The organism is Egibacteraceae bacterium (genome assembly GCA_040905805.1).
Taxonomy (GTDB): Bacteria; Actinomycetota; Nitriliruptoria; order Euzebyales; family Egibacteraceae; genus DATLGH01.
The window spans coordinates 37,337-61,285 of sequence record JBBDQS010000008.1; the positions used below are offsets into that span (position 1 = coordinate 37,337).

Below are 23,949 nucleotides of genomic sequence, written 5' to 3' on the forward strand. Positions count from 1 at the left end.
GGTCACCGTGCGGCCCAGCGCTAGCTGCGGTGCGTGGCGCCGGTGCGCCGTGGGGCGGAGCCCTTGTGGCGACCGGAGGTCCCGTTGGGGCCCGGGCGCCCGTTGCCACCCGACGAGCGGCCCTTGCCCTGCGGGCGTCCCTGCGACTGCGGGCGGCCCTTCGAGCGGGGCTTGCCCGACCGCACCGGCGCCGCGTGGGGGGCCTCGCCCCGTCGGGAACCACCCTCGCCGCTCAGCTGCGCCACGGCGAAGGGGTCGACGTGCTGGTGGATCGCCAGTGCCCGCTGCAGGCCCTTGACGTCGCCGATCTTGTCCGGCCCGACCAACGTCACGACCAGGCCGTCGTTGCCGGCCCGCCCGGTGCGTCCCGAGCGGTGGACGTAGTCCTTGTCGGTGGCGGGCGGGTCGTAGTGCACGACCACGCCGACGTTGTCCACGTGGATGCCACGGGCGGCGACGTCGGTGGCGATCAGCGCGGACACCCGGCCGCTGGTGAAGTCCGACAGCGCGCGCTCGCGCTGGTTCTGCGACCGGTTGCCGTGGATGGCGGCGGAGCGCACACCCTGGCGGTTGAGCTGCTTGGCCACCCGGTCCGCGGCGTGCTTGGTGCGCGTGAAGACGATCGCGGGCGCGGCGGCCTCGATCACCTCACGGGTGAGGGCCGTGCGGTCGGTCGACGCGGCATGCCAGAAGAAGTGGCGGACGTCACCGCTGGACTCGATGGTCTCGGTGAGCTCATGGCGGGCCGGGTCGCGCTGGTAGCGGCGGATCAGCACGTCCACGTCACCGTCGAGGGTGGCGGAGAACAGCAGCGTCTGGCGATCCGTGGCCGTCTGGTCGAGCAGGCGCTTGACCTCGGGCAGGAAGCCCATGTCGGCCATGCGGTCGGCCTCGTCGATGACGACGAAGCCCACCTCGGACAGGTCGGCGTCGCGCCGGCGGACGAGGTCGGCCAGGCGGCCGGGGCAGGCGATGGCGATGTCGACACCGCGGCGCAGGCAGCGCTGGTCACGGCTGATCGTGGTGCCGCCGTAGAACGTGGCGACCGTGCGGCCCTGCGCTGCCGCCAGGGGCGCGAGCACCTCGGCCACCTGCGAGGCGAGCTCGCGGGTGGGGACCAGGACCAGCGCGCGCGGCTTGCGCGGGCTGCCCTTGTGGGCGCTGACCGCCAGCGGGATGCAGAAGGCGAGGGTCTTGCCGGATCCGGTCGGGGCGCGACCGCACATGTCGCGGCCGGCCATCGCCTCGGCGATGGTCGCGGCCTGGATGGGGAACGGCGCGGTCACGCCGCTGCGGGCGAGCGCGTCGACGAGCGGGCGCGGGACGCCGAGCTCGGTGAAGGTGGTTGTCAAGATGATCTGCTCCTGCCCGGATGAAGTCCGGGCGGTCATGTGCGCGCAAGCATCGGGTGCGTGCGCGAGCACGCAGCATGCAGTGCTGGTCGCACTGCAGGGGCTTCGTGCGTGGGCGAACACGCCCGAAGATGAGGATGCGGTGGTGCTGGGGTTGTGCCCGCTCATCACGTCCGGCGCCTTAGCGGTTCGCTCGCCTTGTCGACGAGCTCGTGCGGCGCGCGTGTTCCGAATGGCGTTACCGCTATCCGTGGTCACAGTGTAGTCGTTCACGCGCCGGGCGCACGCCAGGTGGCCCGGTGGTGTCTAGTCGGGGGGGCTCAACTGCAGCCAGTTGTAGAAGGCTGCCTGATCGCCCTCGAAGGAGTAGCGGGCCCGGTCGACCGTGGGGAACTGCGTGGCGGTAGCGTCCAGCTGGGACAGCAGCACCAGGCTGCCGGCCGCCGTCGATGCGTTCGGGATGATCTCCGAGAAGTCGTCGAAGTCGACGTAGGCGGTGCGGTCCGAGACGGAGACGATGCGGACCATCCCGGCGGTGTCCTCGGAGAACCAGCTCCAGTAGTCGTGCGCGCGCTCCGCAGCGGTGGGACCCTCCAGCAGCGCGTCCATCGTGGCGCGCAGGACGCCCGCGACCGGCACCGTCCGCGGGAGGGGGAAGACCTCGCCGGTCTGGTCGCTGTCCGGGCCGCTGAAGAAGACCGAGACCTCCACGTCGCCGCCCAGCCAGCCAAGGAGGCGCACCGCAAAGCTCGCCGTCTGGTCGCGGCGCACCGAGGCCCCGGGACGGTAGGAGCCGTCCAGGTAGCCGGCGGCCAGGCCATGCTGCGCGGCACCGTTGACGTTGGCGAAGTGGGCGTTGCCCGGCGGCACGTCGCTGAACGCCTCCTGGTCGCTGGCCAGATCGGTGTCGGCGGCGTACTCAGCGGCCCGCAGCAGCATGGAGGCCATCTGGTCACGGCGGACCGGGAACGACGGCCCGAACGCCCCGTCGTCCAGGTGGCCGGGGCCGCCCTGCACGATGCCGGCGGCGGCCAGCCGGCGCACCGCCTCGTCGTGGGCGGAGCCCGCGGGCACGTCGGTGAAGCCCTCACCGGGCGGTGGCAGATCGACGCCGCCGGCCTCCAGCGCGCGGAAGACGAACGCGGCCATCTGGTCACGGCGCACCGAAAGGACCGGGCGGTAGGTGTTGTCGGCGTACCCGGTGACGATGCTGTGGGCGGTCGCGCAGTCCACGTTCAGCCGGTGCGCCGTGGAGATCTGCTGACGATCGGCGAAGGGGGCGGACTCCAGGTCGGCGTTGGTGATGAGTGGGCACGACCATCCGTCCGAGGACACCGGGCCGGCAAAGGCGCCCTCACCCTCGATGTGCTCGCCCGCGGGCAGGCGGTCCTGGCGCAGCGCCGCCAGGTCCTCGGGGTCCTCGGGGTTGGTATCGTACTGCGCGAAGCCGGCGAACGTGATGGCGGCGGGCAGGTCCAGGCAGCGCGGGTCGAACGCGGCGCGGTACCACTGGCCGTCGAAGTCCAGGTCCCCATCACAGACCGGCGTGGCGTCGTCGAAGTGGGTGGCCACCACCCGCAGGTCCCCGTCCACGGAGTGCACCGACAGCTGGCCGGCGGGGAACCCGTGGGTCTCGGCGAAGGTGTTGAACACCCAGGCGATCTGGGTGTTGCCCGCCCAGCCGGGATCGGTGGCCGGGTCGGTGGGCTCGGCCACGCGCAGCGCGAACGCCAGTTCGCTCTCGGTGTACTCCGCGCACACCTCGAGGATCTGGACCTGGGGCGCGGTATCAGCGGGGGGGTCGGCCTCCACGCACAGCTCGTGGCCGGTGGCAAGGGCGTGTGGACTGCCCGCCAGGCTGAGCGCACCTGCCAGCGCGAGCACGACCGCGACGACGAGGATCCGGGCAACGGGGCGGTGGACGGACATCGTGGTGCCACTCTCCTCGGCAATCGGCGGCGAACATCCTCATGGGTAGGACGCGCGAGCGGCCCCGCGGGTTTACTCAGTCGATCAGCCAGACCCGCCGCAGGGCCCACGTCGTCGCCGTGCCCCGCGCCGCGCGCGGAGGCCCGGGCTCCCGCGCGTCGACGAACCCCAGAGGGGTGTCGAGGCGGTAGTCGGTGTGGGTGCCGCGGTACCACATCTGGTCGACCGTGGCCGGCAGTGGACCGCCGAGCGCCACCCAGTCGGGTCGCACGAGCGCCCGGCCACCGGCCGTGCCGGCGCCCGGCACGGTCACCGGCTCGCCGGCGACGTGCAGCCGGACCTGCCCGTCACCGGCGGGCTGCGTGCCGCCGTCGAGCAGGGAGGCCGGGCCGGTGAGCTGCGCGGCCCACAGGTCCGCGGGCTGCTCGTAGATCTCCCGGGGGCCACCGCTCTGCACGACGCGCCCGGTGCGCAGCAGGACCACCCGGTCGGCCACGGCGAGGGCCTCGCCCGCGTCGTGGGTGGCGTACACCGCCGCGGCCCCGAGGGCGCGGCGGCGGTCGCTCATCTCCTCCTGCAGCGTGGCCCGCAGGGCGGTGTCGAGGTGCGCGGTCGGCTCGTCGAAGAGGTACACCGACGCCTCGCGGGCCAGGGCGCGCGCGAGGCCGACCCGCTGCTGCTGGCCCCCGGACAGCTCGGCGGGCCGACGCTCCGCGAGCTCCGCGATGCCCATGCGCTCGAGCATGAGGCGGGCCTGCCGGCGGGCGTCGCGCGCGCGCGCCCCGCGGCGCCGCAACGGGTAGGCCACGGTGTCCACCGCGGTCATGTGCGGCCAGAGCGCGTAGTGCTGGAACACCACGCCGACCTGGCGACGCTCCGGCGGCAGCGACCGGGCGGGGGTCGCGACCGCCTGGCCGGCCACGTCCACCTCCCCGCGCGTCGGCGACACGAACCCGGCGACGAGGTGCAGCAGCGTCGACTTGCCCGCACCCGAGGGGCCGAGCAGCGCGACGGCCTCGCCCGGCTCGACGAGGAGGTCCACCCCGTCCAGGGCGAGCACGCGGCCGTAGGCCACCGCCACGTCGCGGCATGCCACTGCGGGGCCGGTCACCGGATCACTCGAATCCCGTCGGGCGTGCCCGTCCGCGCTGCAGGAGCATGGCGGGGCCGGCTACGGCCAGCACCGCTGCAGTGAGCAGCACCGCCAGCGCGGAGGTGGCGAGCACGTCGCCCAGCTGGTTCAGGTTCAGGATCACGACCGCGAGCGTCTGCGCCCCGGGGCCGTAGAGCAAGGCCGACATGGTCAGCTCGTGGAGGGCGAAGACGAAGACCAGCAGCCCACCGGCCGCGATCGCGGGGCGCAGCAGGGGCAGCGTCACCGTCCGGGCCGCCGCCGCTCGTCGCGCGCCGCTGGCGTGGGCGGCGCGCATGAGGTCGGGGGGGATGCCGTCCAGACCCGCCGCCAGCGAGCGGTGCCCGATCGCCCAGAACTTCGCGAGGTAGGCGACGAGGATCAGCGCCAGCGTGTCGCGCAGCCGCGCCCCGTGGGCCAGCAGGACGGCGACGGCCAGCGCCGAGCCCGGCAGCGCGAAGGTGAGCACGGCGGCGGTGCCCAGCGGCCGGCTCCACCGCTGGCGGGCGACGACGGCGAGCAGGCCCCCGAGCGCCAGCGTGCCCACCGCGGCGCCGACCGCGAGCTGCAGGCTGTTGGCGGCGGCCTGCCGGGCGGGTCCGGCGAGCACCGCGGCGAAGTTCGCCAGGGTCCAGTTGCCGGGCGTCGGCGCGACCCCGACCGCCGGTGACAGGGCGATCAGCACCAGGGCGAGCAGCGGTAGCAACACCGCCACCGCGAGGTAGGCCCAGATCGCCAGCGCCGGCAGCCACGGCCGGGGGCCCGCGATCGCGCCGCCGGCGGGGCTGCCGGTCCGCACTGCGCGGAACCGCAAGCCGACGGCCAGGTCCGTGAACCCGACGACCACGAAGGCGACGACCACCAGCAGGGAGGACAGGAGCAGCACGCGCCCGAACGCCACCGGGTCGGCCGACAGCACGAGGTCTTGGTAGATGCGGGTCGTCACCGTCGAGAACCCCGCTGGGCGACCGAGGACCGCCGGCACGCCGAAGGCGTTGGCGGCACCCACGAAGACCAGCGCCCCCGCGGCGACCAGGGCGGGGCGCAGCAGAGCCAGCGTCGTGGTGCGAAACGCCGTCCACGCGCTCGCCCCGCTGGCTCTGGCCGCGCGCTCCAGGTCCGGCTCGGCCCGCACGTTGAGCGCCGCGGCGATGATCGCGTAAGCCAGCGGCATGACGTTGACCGTGACCACCGCCACTACCCCGGCGGCGCCGTAGATGCCCGGCACCGCGACGCCCGTCAGCTGTTCGGAGAGGCCGGCCGTGCCGTACGCCCGCCCCCAGCTGAGCGCCGATACGTACGGGGGCACGAGCAGCGGCAGGACCAACCCCAGGCGCAGCCAGCGTCGGCCCGGCGCCGCGCTGCGCTCGGTGACCCAGGCGGCGGCGGTCGCCGCCGTCAGGGCGAGCACCACCACCACGGCCGAGGTCCACAGGGTGTTGACCAGCGGCCGGGCGAGTGCGCCCCCGGTCAGCCCGGCCATGGCCTGGGGGCCGTCGGCCAGCGCAGCGGCGAACAGCTCCCCCAGCGGGAAGACGACCAGGGCGGCGAGGGCCCCGAGGGCGACCAGCCCCGCCAGGGGCTTGGTGAGCCGCTCAGCCACCGAACGCCGAGCGCCACTCCTCCAGCAGGGCCTCGCGCTGCGCGAAGGTCTCGTCGTAGTCCGGGGCGATGGCCGGCTCGGTCTGGTGCTCCCACTCGACGTCGTCGCGGACCGGCTGCCAGCCGGTCCCGGCGATCGCCGCCTGCCCGTCCTGGCTGAGCACGAAGTCCACGAACGCCTCGCCGGTGTCGCGGGCCGCCGCCTCGCCGAGCACCGCGATCGGGCTCATGACCTGGATCGCCCCGGGCTCGGGCCACACGAGCTCCACGGGCGAGCCGTCCTCGATGGCGTCGCGCACCAGCTTGTCCAGCAGCATGCCGGCGGCGTACCGACCGTCGGCCACACCCGCCAGCACCTCGCCCGGCGCCTGCAGCTGCGTCGTGCCGTTGTCGGCCAGGGCCCGGAAGAACTCGGTGCCGAGCTGCTCCGCCTGCGCGAAGTAGCCCAGGGCGACCTGGCCGGAGCCCGCGAAGCCCGGGTCGAACACGGCGACCTGGTCGGCCAGCTCCGGGTCGGCCAGGTCCTGCCAGCTCGTCGGAGCCGGGGCGTGGTCCTCGCGGTGCGCGATGACGATGTTGAGCACCCGCGTGCCCCAGTAGGTGTCGGCGCGCATCGCCTCGGGCAGCGCGTCGGCCTCCGCCGGCTCGAAGGGGTGCAGCAGGCCCTGCGCCTCGTACGCCAGCATCGATGGCGGGTCGGTCATCCAGAACACGTCCGCCCGGATCTGCCCCTCCCGCTGCTCGGCGGCGACGCGGGCGTTGAACTCCGCTGTCGGGGCGCGGAACACCTCGACGTCGACGTCGGACACCGCCGACCAGGCGTCCACCACGGCGGCGACGGTGTCCTCGGTGACCGTGGTGTACAGCCGCAGCGCCTCGGTCGCGCCGTCGTCAGGCCCGTCGCCGGGCGTGCCCGCGTCCGTGCCGCAGGCGGCCAGCGCGAGCGCGAGCGCGACCAGCAATCCCGTCACCATCCGTGTCCGCATCAGTGCTCCTCAGCTGAGCGCCGCACCCGGTCCGGAATGGGTGACGCGCTCGTTGGTGATCGTCAGCTGCCGTGCGGTGAAGCGTCGCAGGTCCCTGAGCTGGCGTGGCGACAGCCGGTCGCAGACCCAGTCCCAGTGCAGCGCCACCCAGTCGCCGGGGGTTAGGTCGCCGACGAGGCCGAGCCCGTCGAGCGCCTGGGTGGCCGTCTCGGTCGTCGGGGCCCCGAGCCCCAGGCGCAGGCCGTCCCACGTCAGCGGACGCGACGACACCACGACGTGCTGGCCGTGCACCTCCACCACCCGGCCCCAGCGGATGCGGCACCGGTCGAGGATGCGCAGCGGCTCACCGCGCTCGGTCTGGCCGAGCAGGCCCACCCACGGGTACACGCCGAAGACGTGGAAGCTGTGGTGGCACACCGAGCCTTCTGGGACGCCCTGGGCCAGGAACCCCCACTGCTTGCCGGCCTTCCCGCGGAACCGGTCCTCGATCGTGCGCCCGAAGTCGGCGGTGGACACGTGATCGAGCAGGCTGTTGCCGATCCAGTAGGCCTCCACGACGCGGTAGTCGAACGGATCGGCGATGCCCGCGGCGCCGGCCAGCAGGGTCAGGTACGGCCACGGGCCGGTGAACGACCGGGCCAGCTCCGCGAGCCCGCCGTCGGTGACCCCCGCCGCTCGGTACTCGAGCATGGCGCGGTGGTCTGGAGGCCCGCAGAACCCCCGCTCGTTCGGCGGGTAGGCGTAGCGGGCGAACAGCTGCAGGCCGTCGTGCTGCCGGTATCCGCCAGCCGCGGTCGGGGGGCTGGTCGCCTGGCTCATTCCGGTCCTCCTCGGGAGGCTGGGTCGCGGGGTTTCCCCTCCAGTCTCGCGTGCATCCGGGGCCGGTGCCGTCAGTGGTCCGCCACGGGGTCATCGACGGGCGGGCCCTCGTCGTCGAGGTCGATGAAGTTGGTGACCTCCTCCTCGGGGGGCGGGGTGATCGCGGTCTCGACGCCGAAGTCGAAGAGCTCGACGGTGATCGTCGCCCTGCTGGGCGCCTGGAGGCGCGAGGGCTGCTCGACGGGCGCCGCATCGTCGGCGGGCTCAGGCGCGAGCGCATCGACGGTGTGGCGCATCTGACGCAGGAGCCCGTCGTCACCGATCCAGACGGTGATCACCAGCTCCTCGGCGTCGAGCTCCAGCAGGCGCTCCCGGGTCGACGCCTGCCGCTCCTGCGGGACCTGCGCGACCAGCCGTTCGAGGTCGAGCACGCCGGCGTAGCGGGTCGCCTCCCCGCCGCGGATCTCCTCGCGCCGGACCATGGAGACGGCGTCGATCGCCGGACCGAGGATCGCCAGCCGCTCGGCGGGGTTGCGCCCGCGCGGCTGGCCGATGCCGAAGAGGCCGACGTCCACGGCACCGCTCGGTCCACCGTCGTACTGGGAACGGACCCAGGCGGTCGGGGACTCCAGGTCCGAGCGCGTGTAGTAGACGTCGCCGTCCATGATCGTGGTGGCGGTGATCTCTTCGTCGGCCGTGAACCCCGTCGTGGGGTCGCCCATGTCGAAGCGCGCGCGGTCACCGGCGAAGTCGATCACGCCCTCGCTGGCGGTGATGAACGACGTGCCCCCCTCGCGCAGCACCAGGGTGGTCTCCACCCGGGCGCTGCCGGCGAGCCGGGTCCGCTCGGCGGCCTGCGTGATCACCCCCGGGTCGGCCGGCGTCGCCGGCTGGGCGTCGACCGCCCCGGGCCGCTGCGGCTCGTCGGTCCCGCAGCCCACGCCCCAAAGGGCCACCAGGACGAGCACGATCACCGAACGCCGCATGAGACCTATCCTTGGGGAGATGCCTCCAGCGTACCAACGGGACCCTCCTGCGGATCCTCCTGCACTGGGGGATCGACCAATCCGCTGAGCCGCCCGGGGGCGAACCCACACCGTCCGTCACCCTGTCGCGTTGGAGGGAGCTGCCACATGGCCATCGACCACCAGAGCGTCGGCGAGGACGGTGCGACGACCGACCCGGTCGGCCTGGCCAGGTACCTGGCGGCCAGCGACCAGTTCCACCGCGACACCTTCCTCGGCCGCGTCCTGCATCCGGGGACCCTGTCGTTTCGGGAGCGCGTCCCCGAGCACAGCATCCACATCCTGATCACCGGCAGCCAGGTCGCGATGCACGTCGACCGCTACGCGCCCCTGACGCTCACCCAGGGCGGCAGCCGGTACTCGTTCTGGCGGGCGGGAGCCCACAACCTCGCGCACCTGGCGGAGGACTTCCTGCGCCTGCTGACCGGCCGGCGCGGCGAGCACCGCTGCGTGCTGCGCTGCCAACGGGTGGACACCGGCGACGGCCGGCTCGACGCGATGCTCGTCGGGTCGGCGGCCACGCCCTGCGACATCCGTGCCGCCTGACCCCGCGATGGTGACGGTCTCGCCGGCCGCGTCCGGCGAGACCTGGCGTGTGCCGTTCAACGTCGTGGACGAGGTGGTCCACCTGCTCGACGCCGAGGCGGCTCCCTGGAGCGTCCAGCTCGAAGCCCGCGTCACGCGCAGCCTGGACGCGTCCCGCCTTCGCGCCGCCATGGACGTCGCGTTGCGCCGCCACCCGATGGCCCGCGCCCGCAAGGCCGCGTCGCGCCTGCGGCATCACCGGGACACCTGGGAGATCCCACCGGTGCCCGACCTGGATCCCCTGCGGGTCGTCGACTGCCCCGACGACGCGTCGCTGGACGCGGTCCGGGCGCGCCTGCAGAGCATGGCCGTCCCGCTGGTCGAGTCCCCACCACTGCGCGCGGTGCTCGCCCGGCACCCTGCCGGCGACGTGCTGATGCTCAACGTCAACCACGCGGCCTCGGACGGGTTCGGCGCGGTGCGCTTCCTGCGGTCGGTCGCCCGCGCCTATACCGGAACGGCCGATCCCCTGCCCGACCTCGACCTCCTCGACCACCGCGACCTCGTCGCACGGCTGCGGGCACCCGACGCCTCCACCCGCGCCCGGCGCGTGCTCGCCGTGGCGGAGAAGCTGCGCGACCTGGTCTCGCCGCCCGCGCGAGTGGCCCCCGTGCAGGCCCGCGACGCGGCCGGCTACGGCTTCCACCACCTCCGCCTCGGGCTCGGCGAGACCCGACGGCTCGTCGGCCTCGACCACCCGGGCAGCGTGAACGACGTCCTCCTGGCCGCGCTGCACCTGACGATCGCCGACTGGAACCGCCGCCATGGCGCACGCCCGCGACGGGTGACCGTGATGGTGCCCTCGAACCTGCGCCTGCCCGCCTGGCGGGAGGAGTCGGTGGGCAACTTCTCGCTGCCCGCCCGGATCTCGTCGAGCTCGCGCGATCGACGCACCCCCGCCGATGCGCTGGCCGCCGTCACCAGGCAGACCGCCCGCAAGAAGCGCAGCGGCATGGGCACCGGGCTGATCGAGCTGCTGGCCGGGTCACATCTCCTGCCCCTCTGGGGCAAGCACACCCTGGTCGCACTCCTCCCGCTGGCGGGCGACCGGCTCGTCGACACCGCCATCCTGTCCAACCTCGGCCGTCTCGACGACCCACCGTGGTTCGGCGACGACGCGGGGGAGACGGTCGAGGTCTGGTTCTCCGCGCCGGCGCGGATGCCGCTGGGGTTGTCCATCGGTGCGGTGAGCGTCGCGGGCTGCCTGCACCTGGTCTTCCGCTATCGCCACCGCGCCCTCGACCGCGACGCCGCTGCCGGGTTCGCCGCTGGCTACCGCGAGCACCTGCAGACGGTGGCCGCGTCGTAGCACCGCAGTCGTTCGGTAGGCTGCCCGCCAAAGCGTGCCGGACGGGACGGTGCTGACCAGCACGGAGAGGAGTGGGACGTCCATGGAGGACGCAGACGCGCGGGTGTGCTCGTTGTGCGGGAAGGCGCAGGAGCAGGTCCGCAAGCTCATCGCGGGACCCGGCGTGCACATGTGCGACGAGTGCGTCGCGTTCGGCACCGAGTTCCTCGCCGAGGGGGCGGAGGAACACGGCAGCGAGCCGGGCGAGCCGGCGGCGTGCTCCTTCTGCGGGACGGCGACGCCCGCCGGGGCGGCGGTCGCGAGCCCCGATGGCGTGCTCGTCTGCAAGCAGTGCGTCGACCTCGGCCAGAAGATCATCGACGAGGCGTTCGCCGAGCCGCCGAGCGGACCTTAGCCGGGGCGGCCCCGCGAACCGCTCGTAGCACCTGTGCTACACTCCGTCTATGACGAGAACGATCACCCAGCGCGAGCTGCGCAACAACAGTGGCCAGATCATGCGCGCCCTCGACCGCGGCGAGGAGTTCATCGTCACCCGCAACGGCATCCCCGTGGGTGAGCTCCGACCGGTGCGACGCCGCTTCGTCGATCAGGCGGTGATCCACAAGGCCTTCGGGAGTGCCGCCCCGATCGATCCGGAGCAGTTCCGCACCGACGTGGACGCCGTCGTGAACCAGGACGTCGAGCCGCGCGCTTGAACACCCCCGAGGCTCCGTCACGAACGGTCGAGCGCGGGCTGCTGGACACCTCCGTCGTGATCGACCTCGACCAGATAGATCCGCAACAGTTGCCCCGGGAAGCGGGTATCGCCGCCCTGACACTGGCAGAGCTAGCAGCCGGCCCGCATGCCACCGACGACACGGCTGAACGCGCCCGCCGCCAGGAGCGGCTCCAGCGGGCTGAAGCCACCTTCGACCCGCTACCGTTCGATGACGAGGCAGCGCGCGCCTACGGGCGGATCTACGCCGCCACACGAGCGAGCAAGCGCAAGCCACGCGGCCCCCGGGCAGTCGACCTCTTGATCGCCGCGGTGGCGCTCGCCAACGATCTCCCGTTGTTCACTCGCAACCCCGCCGACTTCGCACACCTTGAAGAAGCCGGCCTGCAAGTGCGTCCCATATGAATGCTGCGCTCAGCAACCGCACCGGTCCAGCTGGGTCCGACCACCTTCCTGAGATCGCCCGGACTCCAACCCTTGCCGGGTTGGGTTGAACATCCGAGTGCGCTCAGCATGCGCAAGCTCGGGCAGCGACTCGGGGTCGAGGCGATGTCGCTGTACAACCATGTGGCCAACAAGGACGACCTCCTGGACGGGATGATCGATGTCGTGTTCAGCGAGATCGACCTGCCCGCCAGCGATGCCGGCTGGCGCACGGCCATGCGCCAGCGGGCGGCCCCGGTGCGCGAGGCACTCGCGCGACACCCCTGGGCGACCGGGCTGATGGAGCTACGGACAACGCCCGGGCCGACGAGCCTGCGCCACCACGAGGCGGTGCTGGACAGCCTGCGCGAAGCGGGCTTCTCGATCGAGGACGCCACCCACGCCTACTGGCTCCTGGACAGCTACATCTACGGGTTCGCGATCCAGGAGGCGCGCCATGCCGCGCCAGCGGCACCCAGTAGTCATCGGAGGGATCGTCCACGACGACGGCAGGGACGGTCTCCGGATCTGAGAAGACCTCAGCGAAATGCGCCAGTTGCTCGGCGAGTTCTCCAGCGTCGGCGACGCTGAACCAACGCCGGACCCGCTCGTCACCGGCACGTTGCACGAAGCGCTCGAGCACACGTGGCGAAACGATCAGCGTGGTGCGGCGAGTCACCACCACCCGAACCGACCGGTCACTCGTCCCACCGGGGCGCGATCAACGCCGACAGCAACACGTTGGGGTCGATGACGGCCCGCAACGCTAGCGCCCGTAAACGATCTCCGCCGCCTCCGCTTCGGACAGCGGCTCGGGGTTGCGGGCCTGGACCTGGTCGAGCCTTTCGAGAAACAGGTTACGAGCCAGCCGGTCGTTGACCCACTGCTCTGGGTCCACACCTTCTGCGGCCGCAGCTCGTTCGACCCTGGCCGCCACCTGCTCGTTGAGTCGCACTGTCCGTGTTCCGCTCATCGCCTCCAGCGTACCCCCCCCTGCGGTCCTACCTACCCGGCGAGGTCCGCACTCGTCCCCACGCGCGAGGGCGATCAGACCGTAGTCGGCTGTGCCTTCAGGTGGGCTAACGCTGAGTCAGGGTTCGAGGCGTTGTATCGAGGAGACCCGGCCGATGCGCTGATCGAATGACGCCACGACGCCGACACCGGAGGCTTCAGCCGAGCCCACCAGATAGGCGTCGGCGAAGTCGAGCCGTTCGACTTCGTACAACTCGATCGTGCGCAACAGCAGCGCGTCGTCGACGGTCATGACCGCAGGGAAGGCAATAACGGAACGGGCGAGTTCCGCCACGCGCTGGCGCTCCACTTCATAGTAGGACTCTAGGACGTAGACCATCTCGGCCAAGACCAAGTCGACCAGCAACAGCTGGTCGGCTTCCGCAAGGAAGCGGGTCGCCCGAGCGGCGAGCTCGGGCGGGTCCCAAGTCAGGTGGCGAACCAGGATGTTGGTGTCGACGAAGGCGGTCACGACTCGGATGCCGCGCGGGCACGCCGAGTCTCCCGGCGCACCTGGTCCCAGGGTGTCCCGCGCTTGGCCGCCGGCACGTGCACCGTCCCCGCAACCGTGAGCAGGTCGGGGGTCTTGGCCAGCACCGCCCGCTCGCCTTCGATTCTGAACACCACCCGGTCGCCCGGAGCGAGCCCGAGATGGTCGCGCAACGCCTTGGGCAGTGTGACCTGTCCCTTCGAGGTAACCGTTGCCCGGACGTCCATCCCTTCCTCCTTACTATATCCTCCAAGTAAGGATAGCATCGGGTTGTCGCAGTGCCATGGCAACGAGCGACAGCTCCCGTTCGATCTAACCCGGCGAGGACCGCGTTGGCGCGGTCGTGGACAGGGCAGCGTCTCAGGCCGGGCCCCAAGCATGTACAATGCCCGGGAGGGGAGATGTACAGGAGGTCGGTGGTGTCCGAGGTCGGGGTTGCGGAGCTGCGCCGGGATCTCAAGCGCTGGGTCGAACGGGTTCAGGCCGGCGATGAGGTCATCATCACCGATCGCGGCAATCCAGTGGCGCGCCTAGTGGGAGCCGGGGTGCCTTCAGTGCTAGAGCGGCTCACCGTAGAGGGGCGGATTAGTCGCCCGGTACAGGAGCGACCATCCGCACGTGGCTTGCGACGCATCGGGTCGCAGGGCGCGGTGTCGGGGTATGTCTCCAGCGAGCGTGAGGCTCGCCGAGCGTGATCGCGTACTTCGACGCCAGCGCGCTAGTCAAGTTGATGATCGAGGAACCGGGCAGTAACGACGCCGCCGCGCTGTGGGACGGCGCGGACGCGGTGCTGTCGAGCCGGGTTGCAAACGCTGAGGTGCGGGCGGCCCTCGCTGACGCGCAGCGCGCGGCACGGTTGACCACCGAGCAGCATGAGGAGGCCAAGCGGCTCTGGGACGGTCTGTCTGCAGCCTTGCGACTCGTGGAGCTGTCCGAAGGTGTGTCTCAGCATGCGGGCGATCTGGCCGAGAGGTACGCGCTGAGCGGCTTCGACGCGGTCCATCTCGCCAGCGCCCTTCTCGTGGACGGCGATGGATTGGTCGTTGCGACATGGGACACTCGCCTGGCTGCCGCGACCGTCGCGGTGGGCGTTCCCACGCTTCCGGATCGGCGTTGAGGGGCGCGCGGCGCGATAGGACCAGCTCCTCCTCATGGACAGCCCCAGTCCGTACATCGAGTGCGGCAGAACCCGGCAAGGGCTGAAGTCGACAAAGGCTCCGCGGGACGTTATGCCGTGCTGTACGACGCTGGTCGCAGCACGATATTCGAGGCGTGCATCGCGATGCGGCGCAGGACGGCCAGGAGCTCCGGATTGATGTCCTTGATCGCTTCGCCGATCTCGATGAAGCGAACGGCGTCGAAGATGAGACCGTCGTCGAGGCTGCCCCGCCGCAGGTGGGACGCGATCGCGTCAGGCCGACGCGACGATGTCCGCGAGCCGCTCGTCGTTGCGTCGGCTCATAGGGGAATCGCTTCGGCGAGGACCTCGGCACCGGCCTTCGGAGCGCCGCCTCTCGGGCGAGCAGATCGCTCCGTGAGAACTCCGACGAGGGCTCCCTGGTCATCGACCACCGGCGCACCACCGATCTGCTCGCGCAGCAACAGTAGGCAGGCCACGTGCAGCGGTGTGTCCTCGGGCAGTGCGATCAGGTCCGGCGTCATGAGGTCGCGCACCCGCAGCCCCCAGCGAGGGACGCGGCCATGTCCCGGTCGGGACCGCCCGGCTGAGCTGAGCTCGCCCGCCCGCAGAACCCGGTGAGCGGTCACCCGGGTGGCGTCCCGGACGCCGAGCGGAGGCTCGTGCACTTTTGTGGCTCGCCTCGGCGTGACACATCCCGACGTCGAGCGCCGGCGCGACCACATCGATTCCTGCCCGTAACACGCCGGTACCCTCGCGGGAACGTGCCGCGCGCATCCTCATGGCCATGCACAACCATCTGCCCGTGCGCTCACCGCCGGCCCCCGCCGCGCCCGCGGAGGCCTCGTGCGGTCCCGGCGGCGGTTGTGGGGACGCACCCGCCCCGGACGCGACCGTGCGCACGTTGATCGACGAGTTCCTCGCCGCGGAGGCCGGCACGGCCGTGCAGCGCTTCTCGCGGCGCCACGACGCCGAGCAGGCCGCCGAGGCTGCCGCGGCTGCCGGCGCGCCGCCGGCGCAGGCCCGCTGGTACCGCGACCTGCTGCCGGCCACCCCGCCGGGCCCTGGGCAGCAGTACGCCTTCGAGGTCGACCTCGACGCGTGCTCGGGCTGCAAGGCGTGCGTCGTGGCCTGCACCAACCTCAACGGCCTGCCCGAGGGCGTGTCGTTTCGCTCCACCGGCACCCTGGTCGGCGCCGGCGGCGACGCGCCGGCGGTGCTGCGCACCGTCACCACGGCGTGCCATCACTGCGCCGACCCGGGCTGCCTGAACGGCTGCCCCGCCAACGCCTACGAGAAGGATGCGCTCACCGGTGTGGTCCGCCACCTCGCCGACCAGTGCATCGGCTGCCGCTACTGCACACTGATGTGTCCCTACGAGGTGCCGCGCTACGACGCCGAGGCCGGCATCGTGCGCAAGTGCGACCTGTGCCAGGACCGGCTCGCCGACGGCGAGGCGCCCGCGTGCGTGCAGGCGTGCCCGACCGAGGCGATCGCCATCCGGGTGGTCGACCTCGACGACGTCGACGCGGCCGCCGACGAGCCGTGGCCGTTTGCCTCCCCCGCGCCGGCCACCACCCGACCGGCGACGCGCTACCGCAGCAGCGAGGACCTGCGCAACGGGGTGAGCGCGGTCGACACCGGCGCCCTGTCCCCGGCCGGTGCCCACCCGCCGTTGTCGGTCATGCTCGTGCTCACCCAGTTCGCCGTCGGCACCCTCGCGGTCCTCGTGCTCGGCGGCGGGCTGCTGCCACACCTCCACCAGCTCGCCGCGGTTCCCGCCGCCGTCGCTGCGCTCGGCACCGCGGTCACCGGCCTCGCCGCCAGCGTGGGCCACCTCGGCCGTCCAAGCCAGGCGTGGCGGGCCGTGCTCGGCGTCGGCCACTCGTGGCTGTCGCGGGAGATCGTCGCGTTCGGCGCCTTCGCCCCCGCCGCGGCCGTCTACAGCGCCGGCCTCGCCGGCGTCGCGCCGCTCGACCGGGCGGTCGGGTGGCTCGGCCCGGTGGCTGTGGCGCTCGGGCTGGCCGGCGTGGGGACCTCCGTCATGGTGTACGCCGTCACCGCGCGCCGCTGGTGGTCCCTGCCGCGGGTGGCTGCCCGCTTCGCCGCCACGACCGCGCTGGGTGGCCTCGCCACCACCCTGGCGGTGGCGACCGTGACCGGTGCGGTGACCGGCACGAGCGCCGCCCCCGTCGTCCCGCCGCTGGCGGTCCCGCTGACCGTCGTGGCGGTGCTCGTCGGTCTCGCCGAGCTCGGGTTGCTGCGCCACCGGCACGGCCCGCCCAGCGACGAGCTGGCCCGCACCGCCCGCCTCCTCACCCGCCAGCTCGGCACCCTGTGCGTGCTGCGCACCGCCACCCTCGCCGTCGGGGCGGTGCTCGCGCCGTGGCTGGCGCTGCGGATGCTCACCGTCGCGCGCACCTCCCCCACGGCCGCCGCGGTGACCGCGGTGGTCGGCCTCCTCGCCCTGCTCGTCGCCGAGCTGTGCGAGCGCTGGCGTTTCTTCACCGCCAGCGCCCCCGACCGCATGCCCGGCAGGCTGCCGTGAGCGCCGACGACCCGGTGCACCAGTTCCTGCGCCGCCACGACGGCCCACGGACACGCGAGCTTCGACGCGCGCCGGGTGGCTTCGACCTCGGGCAGGTGCCCGCCGGCCGGGTCCCCGACGCGGTCGTACGCAGCATCTGCGGGTACTGCTCGACCGGCTGCTGCCTCGACGTGCACCTGCAGGACGGCCAGGCGGTCGGGCTGACGCCCACCACCGCCTACCCGGTCAACCACGGCACGGCCTGCCCGAAGGGCTGGGAGGCGCTCGCGCCGCTGCGCGCCGACGACCGGGCCACCACCCCCCTCGTCCGCGACCGGCGGGGCCGTCTGGCCCCCACCGACTGGGGCGGCGCCCTGGAGCGCTTCGTCGACGGGATGGCCAGCATCCAGCGCCGCCACGGCCGCGGGGCGGTCGCGTTCCTGTCCACCGGGCAGATCCCCACCGAGGAGATGGCGCTGCTCGGCGCGGTCGCCAAGTTCGGCATGGGCATCGTCCACGGCGACGGCAACACCCGCCAGTGCATGGCCACCGCGGTGACCGCCTACAAGGAGTCGTTCGGGGCCGACGCGCCGCCCTACACCTACGCCGACCTCGCCGCCTCCGACGTCGTCGTCCTGATCGGCTCCAACCTCGCGGTCGCCCACCCGATCCTGTGGGAGCGCCTGCAGGCCAACCCCCACGACCCCGCGGTCGTCGTCGTCGACCCGCGCCGCACCGAAACCGCCGCGGGCGCCACCCAGCACCTCGCCCTGCGGCCCAAGTCCGACCTCGCGCTGCTCTACGGGCTCGGTCACCTGCTCCTGGCCCGCGACGCCGTCGACCACGCCTTCGTCGCGGCGCACACGCGCGGCTTCGAGGCCTACGCAGCCCACGTCGCCGCGTACCCGCCCGAGCGGGTCGCCGCGCTCACCGGTCTGCCGGTCGACCAGCTCGAGCACTGCGCCGACACGATCGCGGCCGGCCGCGCCGTGTCGCTGTGGTGGACGATGGGCGTCAACCAGTCCCACGAAGGCACCCGCACCGCCCAGGCGGTCATCGACCTCGCGTTGCTCACCGGCAACATCGGCCGTCCTGGCACCGGCGCGAACTCCATCACCGGGCAGTGCAACGCCATGGGTTCGCGGCTGTTCTCCAACACCACGAACCTGCTCGGCGGGCACGACTTCACCGACCCCGCCCACCGCGCCGAGGTCGCGCGCATCCTCGACCTCGACGCAGGCCTGATCCCCACCGAGGCGAGCCTGCCCTACCACCGCATCATCGAGGGCATCGCCACGGGCACCATCCGCGGCCTGTGGGTGATCGCGACGAACACAGCGCACTCGTGGATCGGCCAGCGCGACGTGCACGACCTGCTCGACCGGCTCGACTTCCTCGTCGTGCAGGACATGTACGCCACGACCGAGACCGCCCGCCGCGCCGACCTCGTCCTACCCGCCGCCGGGTGGGGAGAGAAGGAGGGCACGTTCATCAACTCCGAGCGGCGCATCGGGCGGGTCCGCAAGGTGTCACGCGCGCCCGGGCTGGCCCTGTCCGACTTCGCGATCGTGCGGCTGCTCGCCGAGGCGTGGGGCTGCGGCGAGCTGTTCGCCGCCTGGGACTGTCCCGAGGCCGTCTTCGGGCTGCTCCAGGACCTCTCGCGGGGTCGGTTCTTCGACTTCTCCGGCATCGGCGGCTACGACGACCTTGACGAGCAGGGCGGCATCCAGTGGCCCCAGCCCATCCCCGGCGCCCGCCCCGAGCGCGAGCGGCGATTGTTCGCCGACGGCGTCTTCCACACTCCCGACGGGCGGGCGCGCTTCGTCGTCGACGACCCGCGGCCGCCGGCGGAGACGGTACGGCCGGCGCGCCCGCTCGTGCTGCTGACCGGGCGCGGCTCGTCGGCGGAGTGGCACACCGGCACGCGCACGTCGAAGTCGCCCGGACTGCGCCGGCTGACCCCCGGCGAGCCCTACGTCGAGCTGGCGCCCGCTGACGCCGCCGCGCGTGGCATCGAACCCCACGACCGGGTGGAGGTGGCCTCCGAGCGTGGCCGGATGCAGGCGCGCGCGTTCGTCACACCGACGATCGCCGCGGGCCAGGTGTTCCTGTCGATGCACCACGCCGACACGAACCAGCTGACGATGCCGAGCTTCGACCCCTACTCCCACCAGCCCTCCTACAAGCACGCCACCGTCGAGGTCCGCCGCCTCCGCTCCGTCTCCCGGCAGGCCCGTTGATGCCCCGTACCGCCGCCGGCGGGCGACTCGCCGCACTGTGGTCGTTCTCCGGGCGCGCCCGCGTCCTACACCTGACCTGGCTCGCGCTCTCCTCACGTTCGTGGTGTGGTTCAACTTCGCGCCGTTCGCCTCCACGATCGGGCGCCAGCTCGGTCTCGACCGCACGCAGCTGACGACGCTCGCCCTGTGCATCGTCGCCCTGACGGTGCCGGCGCGAGCAACCTCCACGACCGCGTTGGCCATGGCTGCTGGGCCAGGACGCTGCCGCGGCTCGGTCCTGCTCCGAGCCACGCCGGCGGGCCCCGGCGGCAGCGATCGTCACTGCAGAAGGCGAATTCGGCAGCGAGGCCCAGGGGCGCGGGCGAGCCGAGCGTCACCGGTCAGCAGTTCGCAGCTCAAGACCTCGGCAAGCGCGATGTAGGTAGCGTCGTATGCCGTGACGTTGGCGCGTAGCTCGTAGCCCCCCCTCAACAGGGGAAGCGTCGGGTAACGCGCCAGCTCGATGGCTTCGAGATCGTCAATGGCCTCGGCAAAGCGCGTGTCGGAGACCGTGCCGTTGATCCACCGCTTGCGCAGCACGGCGAGTGTCTCCACGTCCACCAGATCCGGCGCGGCAAGCTCTCCGGCAAGGCCGACCTCGCGCCGCGCCCGCTGACCGTCGAGGTCGTCGTCGCCGATCACGTTGGCCAAGACCGACGCGTCGACCACGATCACCGACGCGACCGCTCCTCGGCGAGGTCATCGACGGCCTGCTGGAGCCCGACCTCACCGCCGCGGTGCTGCTCGATGCGCTGCAGGACGTCCTCGAGCGTGGGCTTCTCGGCGAGGCGCTTCAGCTCGGTCGCCAGGTACTGCTGCAGCGACTGTCCACGCTGCTTGGCCCGTCGCTGTAGTTCTGCGTGGACGTCCTCCGGCAGGTCTCGTACAAGAACGGTTGGCATGCTTTCATTATGCTAGCACCCGGCACCGGAGGCAAGAGGGCCGAGACGGGGGCGGCGATTGTGCTACGTTGGCCACATCGTGTTCTGAGGAGGACAGGCGCATGGCCACACGACACGTCACAGTCCGACTCGACGCCGACGTGGTCGGTCGCCTCGATGCGCGCAGCCAGAGCACGGAACGCAAGCGGCCCGAGCTGATCACGCGCTACGTCGACGAGGGCATGCGCATGGAGGACCACCCGGGCATCGTGTTCCGCTCCGGGCCCGCCGGACGGCGCGCGGGGTTGGCCGCGGGACCCGACGTCTGGGAGGTCATGCGCGTGGTGCGCAACGTCGAGGGCAGCGGCGAGGCCGCCGTCACCGAGGCAGCCGAGTGGCTCAGCCTTGCGCGCGAGCAGATCGACAGCGCGGTGCGCTACTACAGCGAATACCCCGACGAGGTCGACCGCTGGATCGACCGCGTCGACGAGGAAGCCCGCCGAGCGCAACAGATCTGGCAGCGCCGCCAGGACGCCCTGGCGTGAAGTTGCTGATCGACGAGCTGTGGCCCGCCACACTCGCCGAGGAACTGCGCCGCCGAGGTCACGACGCCGTTGCCGTCACAGAACGGCCGGGCCTCGCGCACCGCAGGGACGACGTGATTTTCGACCATGCCGGCAAGGAAGGACGGGTGGTGTTTACCGAGAACGTCCCCGACTTCGTCCCGCTCGCGGCCGGCGTGCTGTCCACCGGTGGCACGTTCCCCGGGCTGCTCCTCACCTCGAACGCCGCGTGGCCGCGAGGCAACCCCAGGACGCTGGGGCGGGTCGTCCGCGCTCTGGACGCGTTCCTGTCCGCACACCCGTCCGACACCGCACTCCAGGGGTGCATCGAGTGGCTCTCCCAGGTGTGACCCGGACGCTTTCTGGGCGGCCTCCCACCAGCGAGGGATACAGGGTCGGCCTGGCTCCCGTTGATGCGGTAGCTGGTTACCTTGACCACGCCTGCAGCCCTGGGGGCCAAGATGCTGCGGCGGTCCGACCATGCGTGCCGCTCGGTCGATCACGGGGCCGGGCGGCGGCGGGAGGTGGCGGTGCGTGCGAGCAGCGCCAGGCCGGCGAGCAGCAGCGCGACGCTGGCGCCCAGCAGCAGACGCCGCGGGCTGGTGGCGGGCATCGCGGCGGTGGCGTGGGCGAGGTCTTGTTTGTTGGAGGCTTGGGTGCCGGTGCGGGTGTCGGCCCACACGGCGTGGGCGGTGCGGTCGGTGGCGACCAGGCCCAGGCGGCTGCCGAGGTCGGGTAGGTCGCGTTCGCTGCCCAAGCCGACGCGCGAGTCAAACGCCCGGTCGGACAGGCGCACGCTGGGGGTGAAGGAGGCGCCGTGGTCGTGGGAGGACTGCAACGACACTTCGTTCATGATGTTGGCGGGGTCGGCGCGCCGGTCGTAGTAGATGACGTCCAGGCGCCCGCCGGGGGCCACGGCCAGGGCGGGCAGGTACTGGTCGGTGGCGTCTTCGGCGCCCAGGTCGGGCACCCGCACCGGGTCGGCGAACGTGGCGCCGGCGTCGTGCGAGGTCCACACCCACACGTCGGCGTCGCCGGCGCGGGCGTCGTGGAAGCCGGCGTAGACCCGGCCGCCGTCCACCACCAGCGACGGTGACGGCGGGAAGAACGCCACGACCCGCCCGGTGGGCACCAGCGCGTCGTCGACGAGCGTGTCGGTCCAGGTGGCGCCACCGTCGCTGGAGCGGGCCAGCAGCAGACGCCACGGGCCGGGGTAGGCGGGGCCTCCCCGCCCCTCGTGGCCGCCGTGGTAGTCCAGGCGGTCATCGCCCACGTCCAGGTAGAGGGTGTAGACGGTGCCGTCGTCGCCGACCACGCTCGTGGGGGCCAGCACCCGCCGGTGGGGGTCGGTGACGGCCACCGGGTCGGTCCAGGTGGCGCCGGCGTCGTCGGAGCGCGCGACCCGCACGGGGTTGGCGGTGCCGGGGAACCCAAGCGGGCCGACCTCGCCGGCGTGCACCCACGACAGGTACAGCCGGGCGGGCTCGGCGGGGTCGGCGGCCAGGCGCAGCTGGAAGGCGCCCGGGCCGGTCACCTGCACGGGCTCGCCGAAGCTCACCCCGCCGTCGGCGTCGGCCGAGGTGGCGACCCACGCGGCGTTGGGGGTGTTGCCCCGCCCGGCCAGGGTGACAAACGACACGTGCAACGTGCCGTCGGCGGCGAACGCGGCGTCGGGCGCGAAGCAGCGTTCGGGGCGCTCCTCGCCGGCGGGGAACGGGATCTGGGATGCGGCCCACGTCTGGCCGGCGTCGGTCGAGGTGTGCAGCGCGCACGAAAAGCTCGGCGTGTCGATCCGGTTGACCACGACGAGTCGGTCGGCGTCGGTGGGGTCGGCGACCAGCGTCGGGGAGTTGTGCGCGGTGATGTCCAGCGGGTCGGCGGCGCCGGCGTTGACCGGCGTGTTCGCCTCGACCACCCGCGGTGCGGTGCCCAGCGACATCCCGACCAGTCCCAGGCCTGCGCCGAGGGCGAGCAGCGCGGCCGCCAGCAGGCCCGCCAGCCACCGCCGCCCCGGATCGGACGCCCGCTCGGGCGCGGCGGTCGGGGTGGCCGCGGAGGCGGTCACGCCACACGCCCAGCGCCCGGCGCGGCGGGCTGCGCCACCGCCCCGGTGGTCGCCGCCGCCGCCTCGGTGGCCGCCGCCGCCTCGGTGGTCGCCGCCGCCGGCTCGGCGGGTGGGGACGCGACCACGGCGGGTGGGGCGGGCAGCGGGTCACCGGCGACCAGCGCCTCAAGCTGGCCGGCGGTCAGGGTCTCGCGTTCCAACAGCGCCGCAACGATGCGGTCAAGGACCGCCCGCGATCCGGTCACGACTGCGTGGGCGCGCTCGTAGGCGTCGGTGTCGACCAGCCGGCGGACCTCGGCGTCGACCGCCTGGGCGACGGCCTGCGAGCCGGCGTCGGGGCGGTAGGCGACTCGGCCCAGCGCGGGGCTCATGCCCAGCTCGCAGACCATCCGCCGGGCGATGGCGGTGACCGCGGCCAGGTCGCTGGCCGAGCCGGTGGTCGCGTCGCCGAACACGACCTCCTCGGCGACCAGCCCGCCCAGACCCACCGCCATGCGGTCGAGCAGCTGCTCGCGGGACACCAGCACCCGGTCGTGGGCGTCCACGGTCGTGCAGTGACCCAGCGCCCCGCCGCGCGCGACGATCGACAGCTTGTGGGGCGGGTCCGCGCCGGGCAGCACCGCCGCGACCAGCGCGTGGCCGGCCTCGTGGTAGGCCACGATCCGCCGTTCGTCCTCGGACAGGATCACTCCCCGCGACGCCACCCCCAGGCGGGTCCGGTCGATGCCCTCCTCGACCATGTCCATGGCGACCTCGGCCCGGCCGGCGCGGGCGGCCAGCAGCGCCGCCTCGTTCAGGACGTTGGCGAGGTCCGCGCCGGAGAAGCCCCGGGTCAACCCGGCGACGGCGTCGAGGTCGACGTCTGCGGCCAGCGGCTTGCCCGCGGCGTGCAACGCCAGGATCGCCCGGCGCCCCGCCCGGTCGGGCAGGCTCACCGCGACGTGGCGGTCGAAGCGCCCCGGGCGGGTCAGCGCGGCGTCGAGCAGGTCAGGGCGGTTGGTGGCGGCCATGACCGTCACCGCGGACGCGGCGTCGAACCCGTCGAGCTCGGTCAGGATCTGGTTGAGAACGTGTTTTGGAAGGGGTCATCTGGCCGTTGCGGGCTGCCACGGGCGACG

General features: G+C 72.9%; 26 protein-coding genes and 1 pseudogene. 11 read left to right on the plus strand and 16 right to left on the minus strand.

The features are described 5' to 3' along the window. Positions 1-20: 20 nt before the first annotated feature. The 7 genes from WD250_01675 to WD250_01705 all read right to left on the minus strand — a co-directional run bounded on the left by WD250_01675 (position 21) and on the right by WD250_01705 (position 8,806). Complete coding sequence (locus tag WD250_01675) at positions 21-1,352, minus strand: DEAD/DEAH box helicase (protein ID MEX2618904.1); 1,332 nt, start codon at positions 1,350-1,352, stop codon at positions 21-23. Positions 1,353-1,658: 306 nt separating this feature from the next. Continuing rightward, positions 1,659-3,281 (minus strand): S-layer homology domain-containing protein, encoded by a 1,623-nt coding sequence (locus WD250_01680; protein ID MEX2618905.1) that lies wholly within the window; start codon positions 3,279-3,281, stop codon positions 1,659-1,661. A 76-nt stretch (positions 3,282-3,357) separates the two neighbouring features. Continuing rightward, positions 3,358-4,392, minus strand: coding sequence for an ABC transporter ATP-binding protein (locus tag WD250_01685; GenBank protein MEX2618906.1), 1,035 nt, complete (start codon positions 4,390-4,392; stop codon positions 3,358-3,360). Positions 4,393-4,396: 4 nt separating this feature from the next. Then, positions 4,397-6,016: an ABC transporter permease subunit gene (locus WD250_01690; protein MEX2618907.1), complete on the minus strand. Its 1,620-nt coding sequence runs from the start codon at positions 6,014-6,016 to the stop codon at positions 4,397-4,399. After that, complete coding sequence (locus WD250_01695; protein MEX2618908.1) at positions 6,009-7,001, minus strand: extracellular solute-binding protein; 993 nt, start codon at positions 6,999-7,001, stop codon at positions 6,009-6,011. The genes WD250_01690 and WD250_01695 overlap by 8 nt, the downstream gene beginning before the upstream one ends. A 9-nt stretch (positions 7,002-7,010) precedes the next feature. Continuing rightward, positions 7,011-7,820 carry a DUF6390 family protein gene (locus tag WD250_01700; protein MEX2618909.1) on the minus strand — a complete coding sequence of 270 codons (810 nt, stop codon included), beginning with the start codon at positions 7,818-7,820 and terminating at the stop codon, positions 7,011-7,013. A gap of 71 nt (positions 7,821-7,891) precedes the next feature. Then, a complete protein-coding gene (locus tag WD250_01705; GenBank protein ID MEX2618910.1) occupies positions 7,892-8,806 on the minus strand; it encodes a hypothetical protein in 915 nt (304 codons plus the stop codon). A gap of 147 nt (positions 8,807-8,953) precedes the next feature. Between WD250_01705 and WD250_01710 the strand changes: the two genes are divergently transcribed. The 6 genes from WD250_01710 to WD250_01735 all read left to right on the plus strand — a co-directional run bounded on the left by WD250_01710 (position 8,954) and on the right by WD250_01735 (position 12,468). Beyond that, positions 8,954-9,391 carry a hypothetical protein gene (locus tag WD250_01710; GenBank protein MEX2618911.1) on the plus strand — a complete coding sequence of 146 codons (438 nt, stop codon included), beginning with the start codon at positions 8,954-8,956 and terminating at the stop codon, positions 9,389-9,391. Continuing rightward, complete coding sequence (locus WD250_01715) at positions 9,381-10,739, plus strand: hypothetical protein (protein ID MEX2618912.1); 1,359 nt, start codon at positions 9,381-9,383, stop codon at positions 10,737-10,739. The genes WD250_01710 and WD250_01715 overlap by 11 nt, the downstream gene beginning before the upstream one ends. Positions 10,740-10,821: 82 nt before the next feature. Further along, on the plus strand, positions 10,822-11,133 hold the full coding sequence (locus WD250_01720; protein MEX2618913.1) for a ClpX C4-type zinc finger protein: 312 nt from the start codon (positions 10,822-10,824) through the stop codon (positions 11,131-11,133). 49 nt (positions 11,134-11,182) lie between these two features. Further along, positions 11,183-11,434, plus strand: a complete 252-nt coding sequence (locus WD250_01725) for a hypothetical protein (GenBank protein ID MEX2618914.1) — start codon at positions 11,183-11,185, stop codon at positions 11,432-11,434. Continuing rightward, the gene (locus tag WD250_01730; protein MEX2618915.1) at positions 11,431-11,859 is read left to right on the plus strand and encodes a type II toxin-antitoxin system VapC family toxin; all 429 of its coding nucleotides are present in this window, start codon (positions 11,431-11,433) and stop codon (positions 11,857-11,859) included. Before WD250_01725 ends, WD250_01730 begins: the two co-directional genes overlap by 4 nt. A 108-nt stretch (positions 11,860-11,967) precedes the next feature. Next, a complete protein-coding gene (locus WD250_01735) occupies positions 11,968-12,468 on the plus strand; it encodes a TetR/AcrR family transcriptional regulator C-terminal domain-containing protein (GenBank protein MEX2618916.1) in 501 nt (166 codons plus the stop codon). A gap of 175 nt (positions 12,469-12,643) precedes the next feature. On the opposite strand, the gene WD250_01740 is transcribed toward WD250_01735, so the two are convergent. From WD250_01740 to WD250_01750, 3 genes are all read right to left on the minus strand, one after another. Next, positions 12,644-12,850 carry a hypothetical protein gene (locus WD250_01740; protein ID MEX2618917.1) on the minus strand — a complete coding sequence of 69 codons (207 nt, stop codon included), beginning with the start codon at positions 12,848-12,850 and terminating at the stop codon, positions 12,644-12,646. 117 nt (positions 12,851-12,967) lie between these two features. After that, positions 12,968-13,360, minus strand: a complete 393-nt coding sequence (locus tag WD250_01745) for a PIN domain-containing protein (protein MEX2618918.1) — start codon at positions 13,358-13,360, stop codon at positions 12,968-12,970. Then, positions 13,357-13,605, minus strand: a complete 249-nt coding sequence (locus tag WD250_01750) for an AbrB/MazE/SpoVT family DNA-binding domain-containing protein (GenBank protein MEX2618919.1) — start codon at positions 13,603-13,605, stop codon at positions 13,357-13,359. Before WD250_01750 ends, WD250_01745 begins: the two co-directional genes overlap by 4 nt. Before the next feature lie 464 nt (positions 13,606-14,069). Here WD250_01750 and WD250_01755 point away from each other — a divergent pair, with 464 nt between their 5' ends. Beyond that, positions 14,070-14,495, plus strand: a complete 426-nt coding sequence (locus WD250_01755; GenBank protein MEX2618920.1) for a type II toxin-antitoxin system VapC family toxin — start codon at positions 14,070-14,072, stop codon at positions 14,493-14,495. A gap of 341 nt (positions 14,496-14,836) precedes the next feature. Here the strand turns inward: WD250_01755 and WD250_01760 are convergent, their stop codons facing one another. Then, positions 14,837-15,052: a CBS domain-containing protein gene (locus WD250_01760; GenBank protein MEX2618921.1), complete on the minus strand. Its 216-nt coding sequence runs from the start codon at positions 15,050-15,052 to the stop codon at positions 14,837-14,839. A gap of 269 nt (positions 15,053-15,321) precedes the next feature. On the opposite strand from WD250_01760, the gene WD250_01765 reads away from it, so the two are divergent. Both WD250_01765 and WD250_01770 read left to right on the plus strand, forming a co-directional pair. Continuing rightward, a complete protein-coding gene (locus WD250_01765; GenBank protein ID MEX2618922.1) occupies positions 15,322-17,064 on the plus strand; it encodes a DmsC/YnfH family molybdoenzyme membrane anchor subunit in 1,743 nt (580 codons plus the stop codon). Beyond that, complete coding sequence (locus WD250_01770) at positions 17,061-19,283, plus strand: molybdopterin oxidoreductase family protein (GenBank protein MEX2618923.1); 2,223 nt, start codon at positions 17,061-17,063, stop codon at positions 19,281-19,283. The genes WD250_01765 and WD250_01770 overlap by 4 nt, the downstream gene beginning before the upstream one ends. A 318-nt stretch (positions 19,284-19,601) precedes the next feature. On the opposite strand, the gene WD250_01775 is transcribed toward WD250_01770, so the two are convergent. Further along, positions 19,602-19,997, minus strand: coding sequence for a type II toxin-antitoxin system VapC family toxin (locus WD250_01775; protein MEX2618924.1), 396 nt, complete (start codon positions 19,995-19,997; stop codon positions 19,602-19,604). After that, on the minus strand, positions 19,994-20,224 hold the full coding sequence (locus WD250_01780) for a hypothetical protein (GenBank protein ID MEX2618925.1): 231 nt from the start codon (positions 20,222-20,224) through the stop codon (positions 19,994-19,996). Before WD250_01780 ends, WD250_01775 begins: the two co-directional genes overlap by 4 nt. A 101-nt stretch (positions 20,225-20,325) precedes the next feature. Here WD250_01780 and WD250_01785 point away from each other — a divergent pair, with 101 nt between their 5' ends. Together WD250_01785 and WD250_01790 are read left to right on the plus strand one after the other, a co-directional pair. Then, a complete protein-coding gene (locus WD250_01785) occupies positions 20,326-20,748 on the plus strand; it encodes a hypothetical protein (GenBank protein MEX2618926.1) in 423 nt (140 codons plus the stop codon). 2 nt (positions 20,749-20,750) lie between these two features. Continuing rightward, positions 20,751-21,116: a DUF5615 family PIN-like protein gene (locus tag WD250_01790; protein MEX2618927.1), complete on the plus strand. Its 366-nt coding sequence runs from the start codon at positions 20,751-20,753 to the stop codon at positions 21,114-21,116. 149 nt (positions 21,117-21,265) lie between these two features. Here WD250_01790 and WD250_01795 read toward each other — a convergent pair whose 3' ends face one another. From WD250_01795 to WD250_01805, 3 genes and pseudogenes are all read right to left on the minus strand, one after another. Beyond that, positions 21,266-22,831 (minus strand): sialidase family protein, encoded by a 1,566-nt coding sequence (locus WD250_01795; protein ID MEX2618928.1) that lies wholly within the window; start codon positions 22,829-22,831, stop codon positions 21,266-21,268. After that, positions 22,828-23,577, minus strand: a complete 750-nt coding sequence (locus WD250_01800; protein MEX2618929.1) for a hypothetical protein — start codon at positions 23,575-23,577, stop codon at positions 22,828-22,830. The genes WD250_01795 and WD250_01800 overlap by 4 nt, the downstream gene beginning before the upstream one ends. Then, positions 23,575-23,892: pseudogene (locus WD250_01805) on the minus strand (AAA family ATPase). The gene WD250_01800 and the pseudogene WD250_01805 overlap by 3 nt, the downstream one beginning before the upstream one ends. Positions 23,893-23,949: the final 57 nt, after the last annotated feature.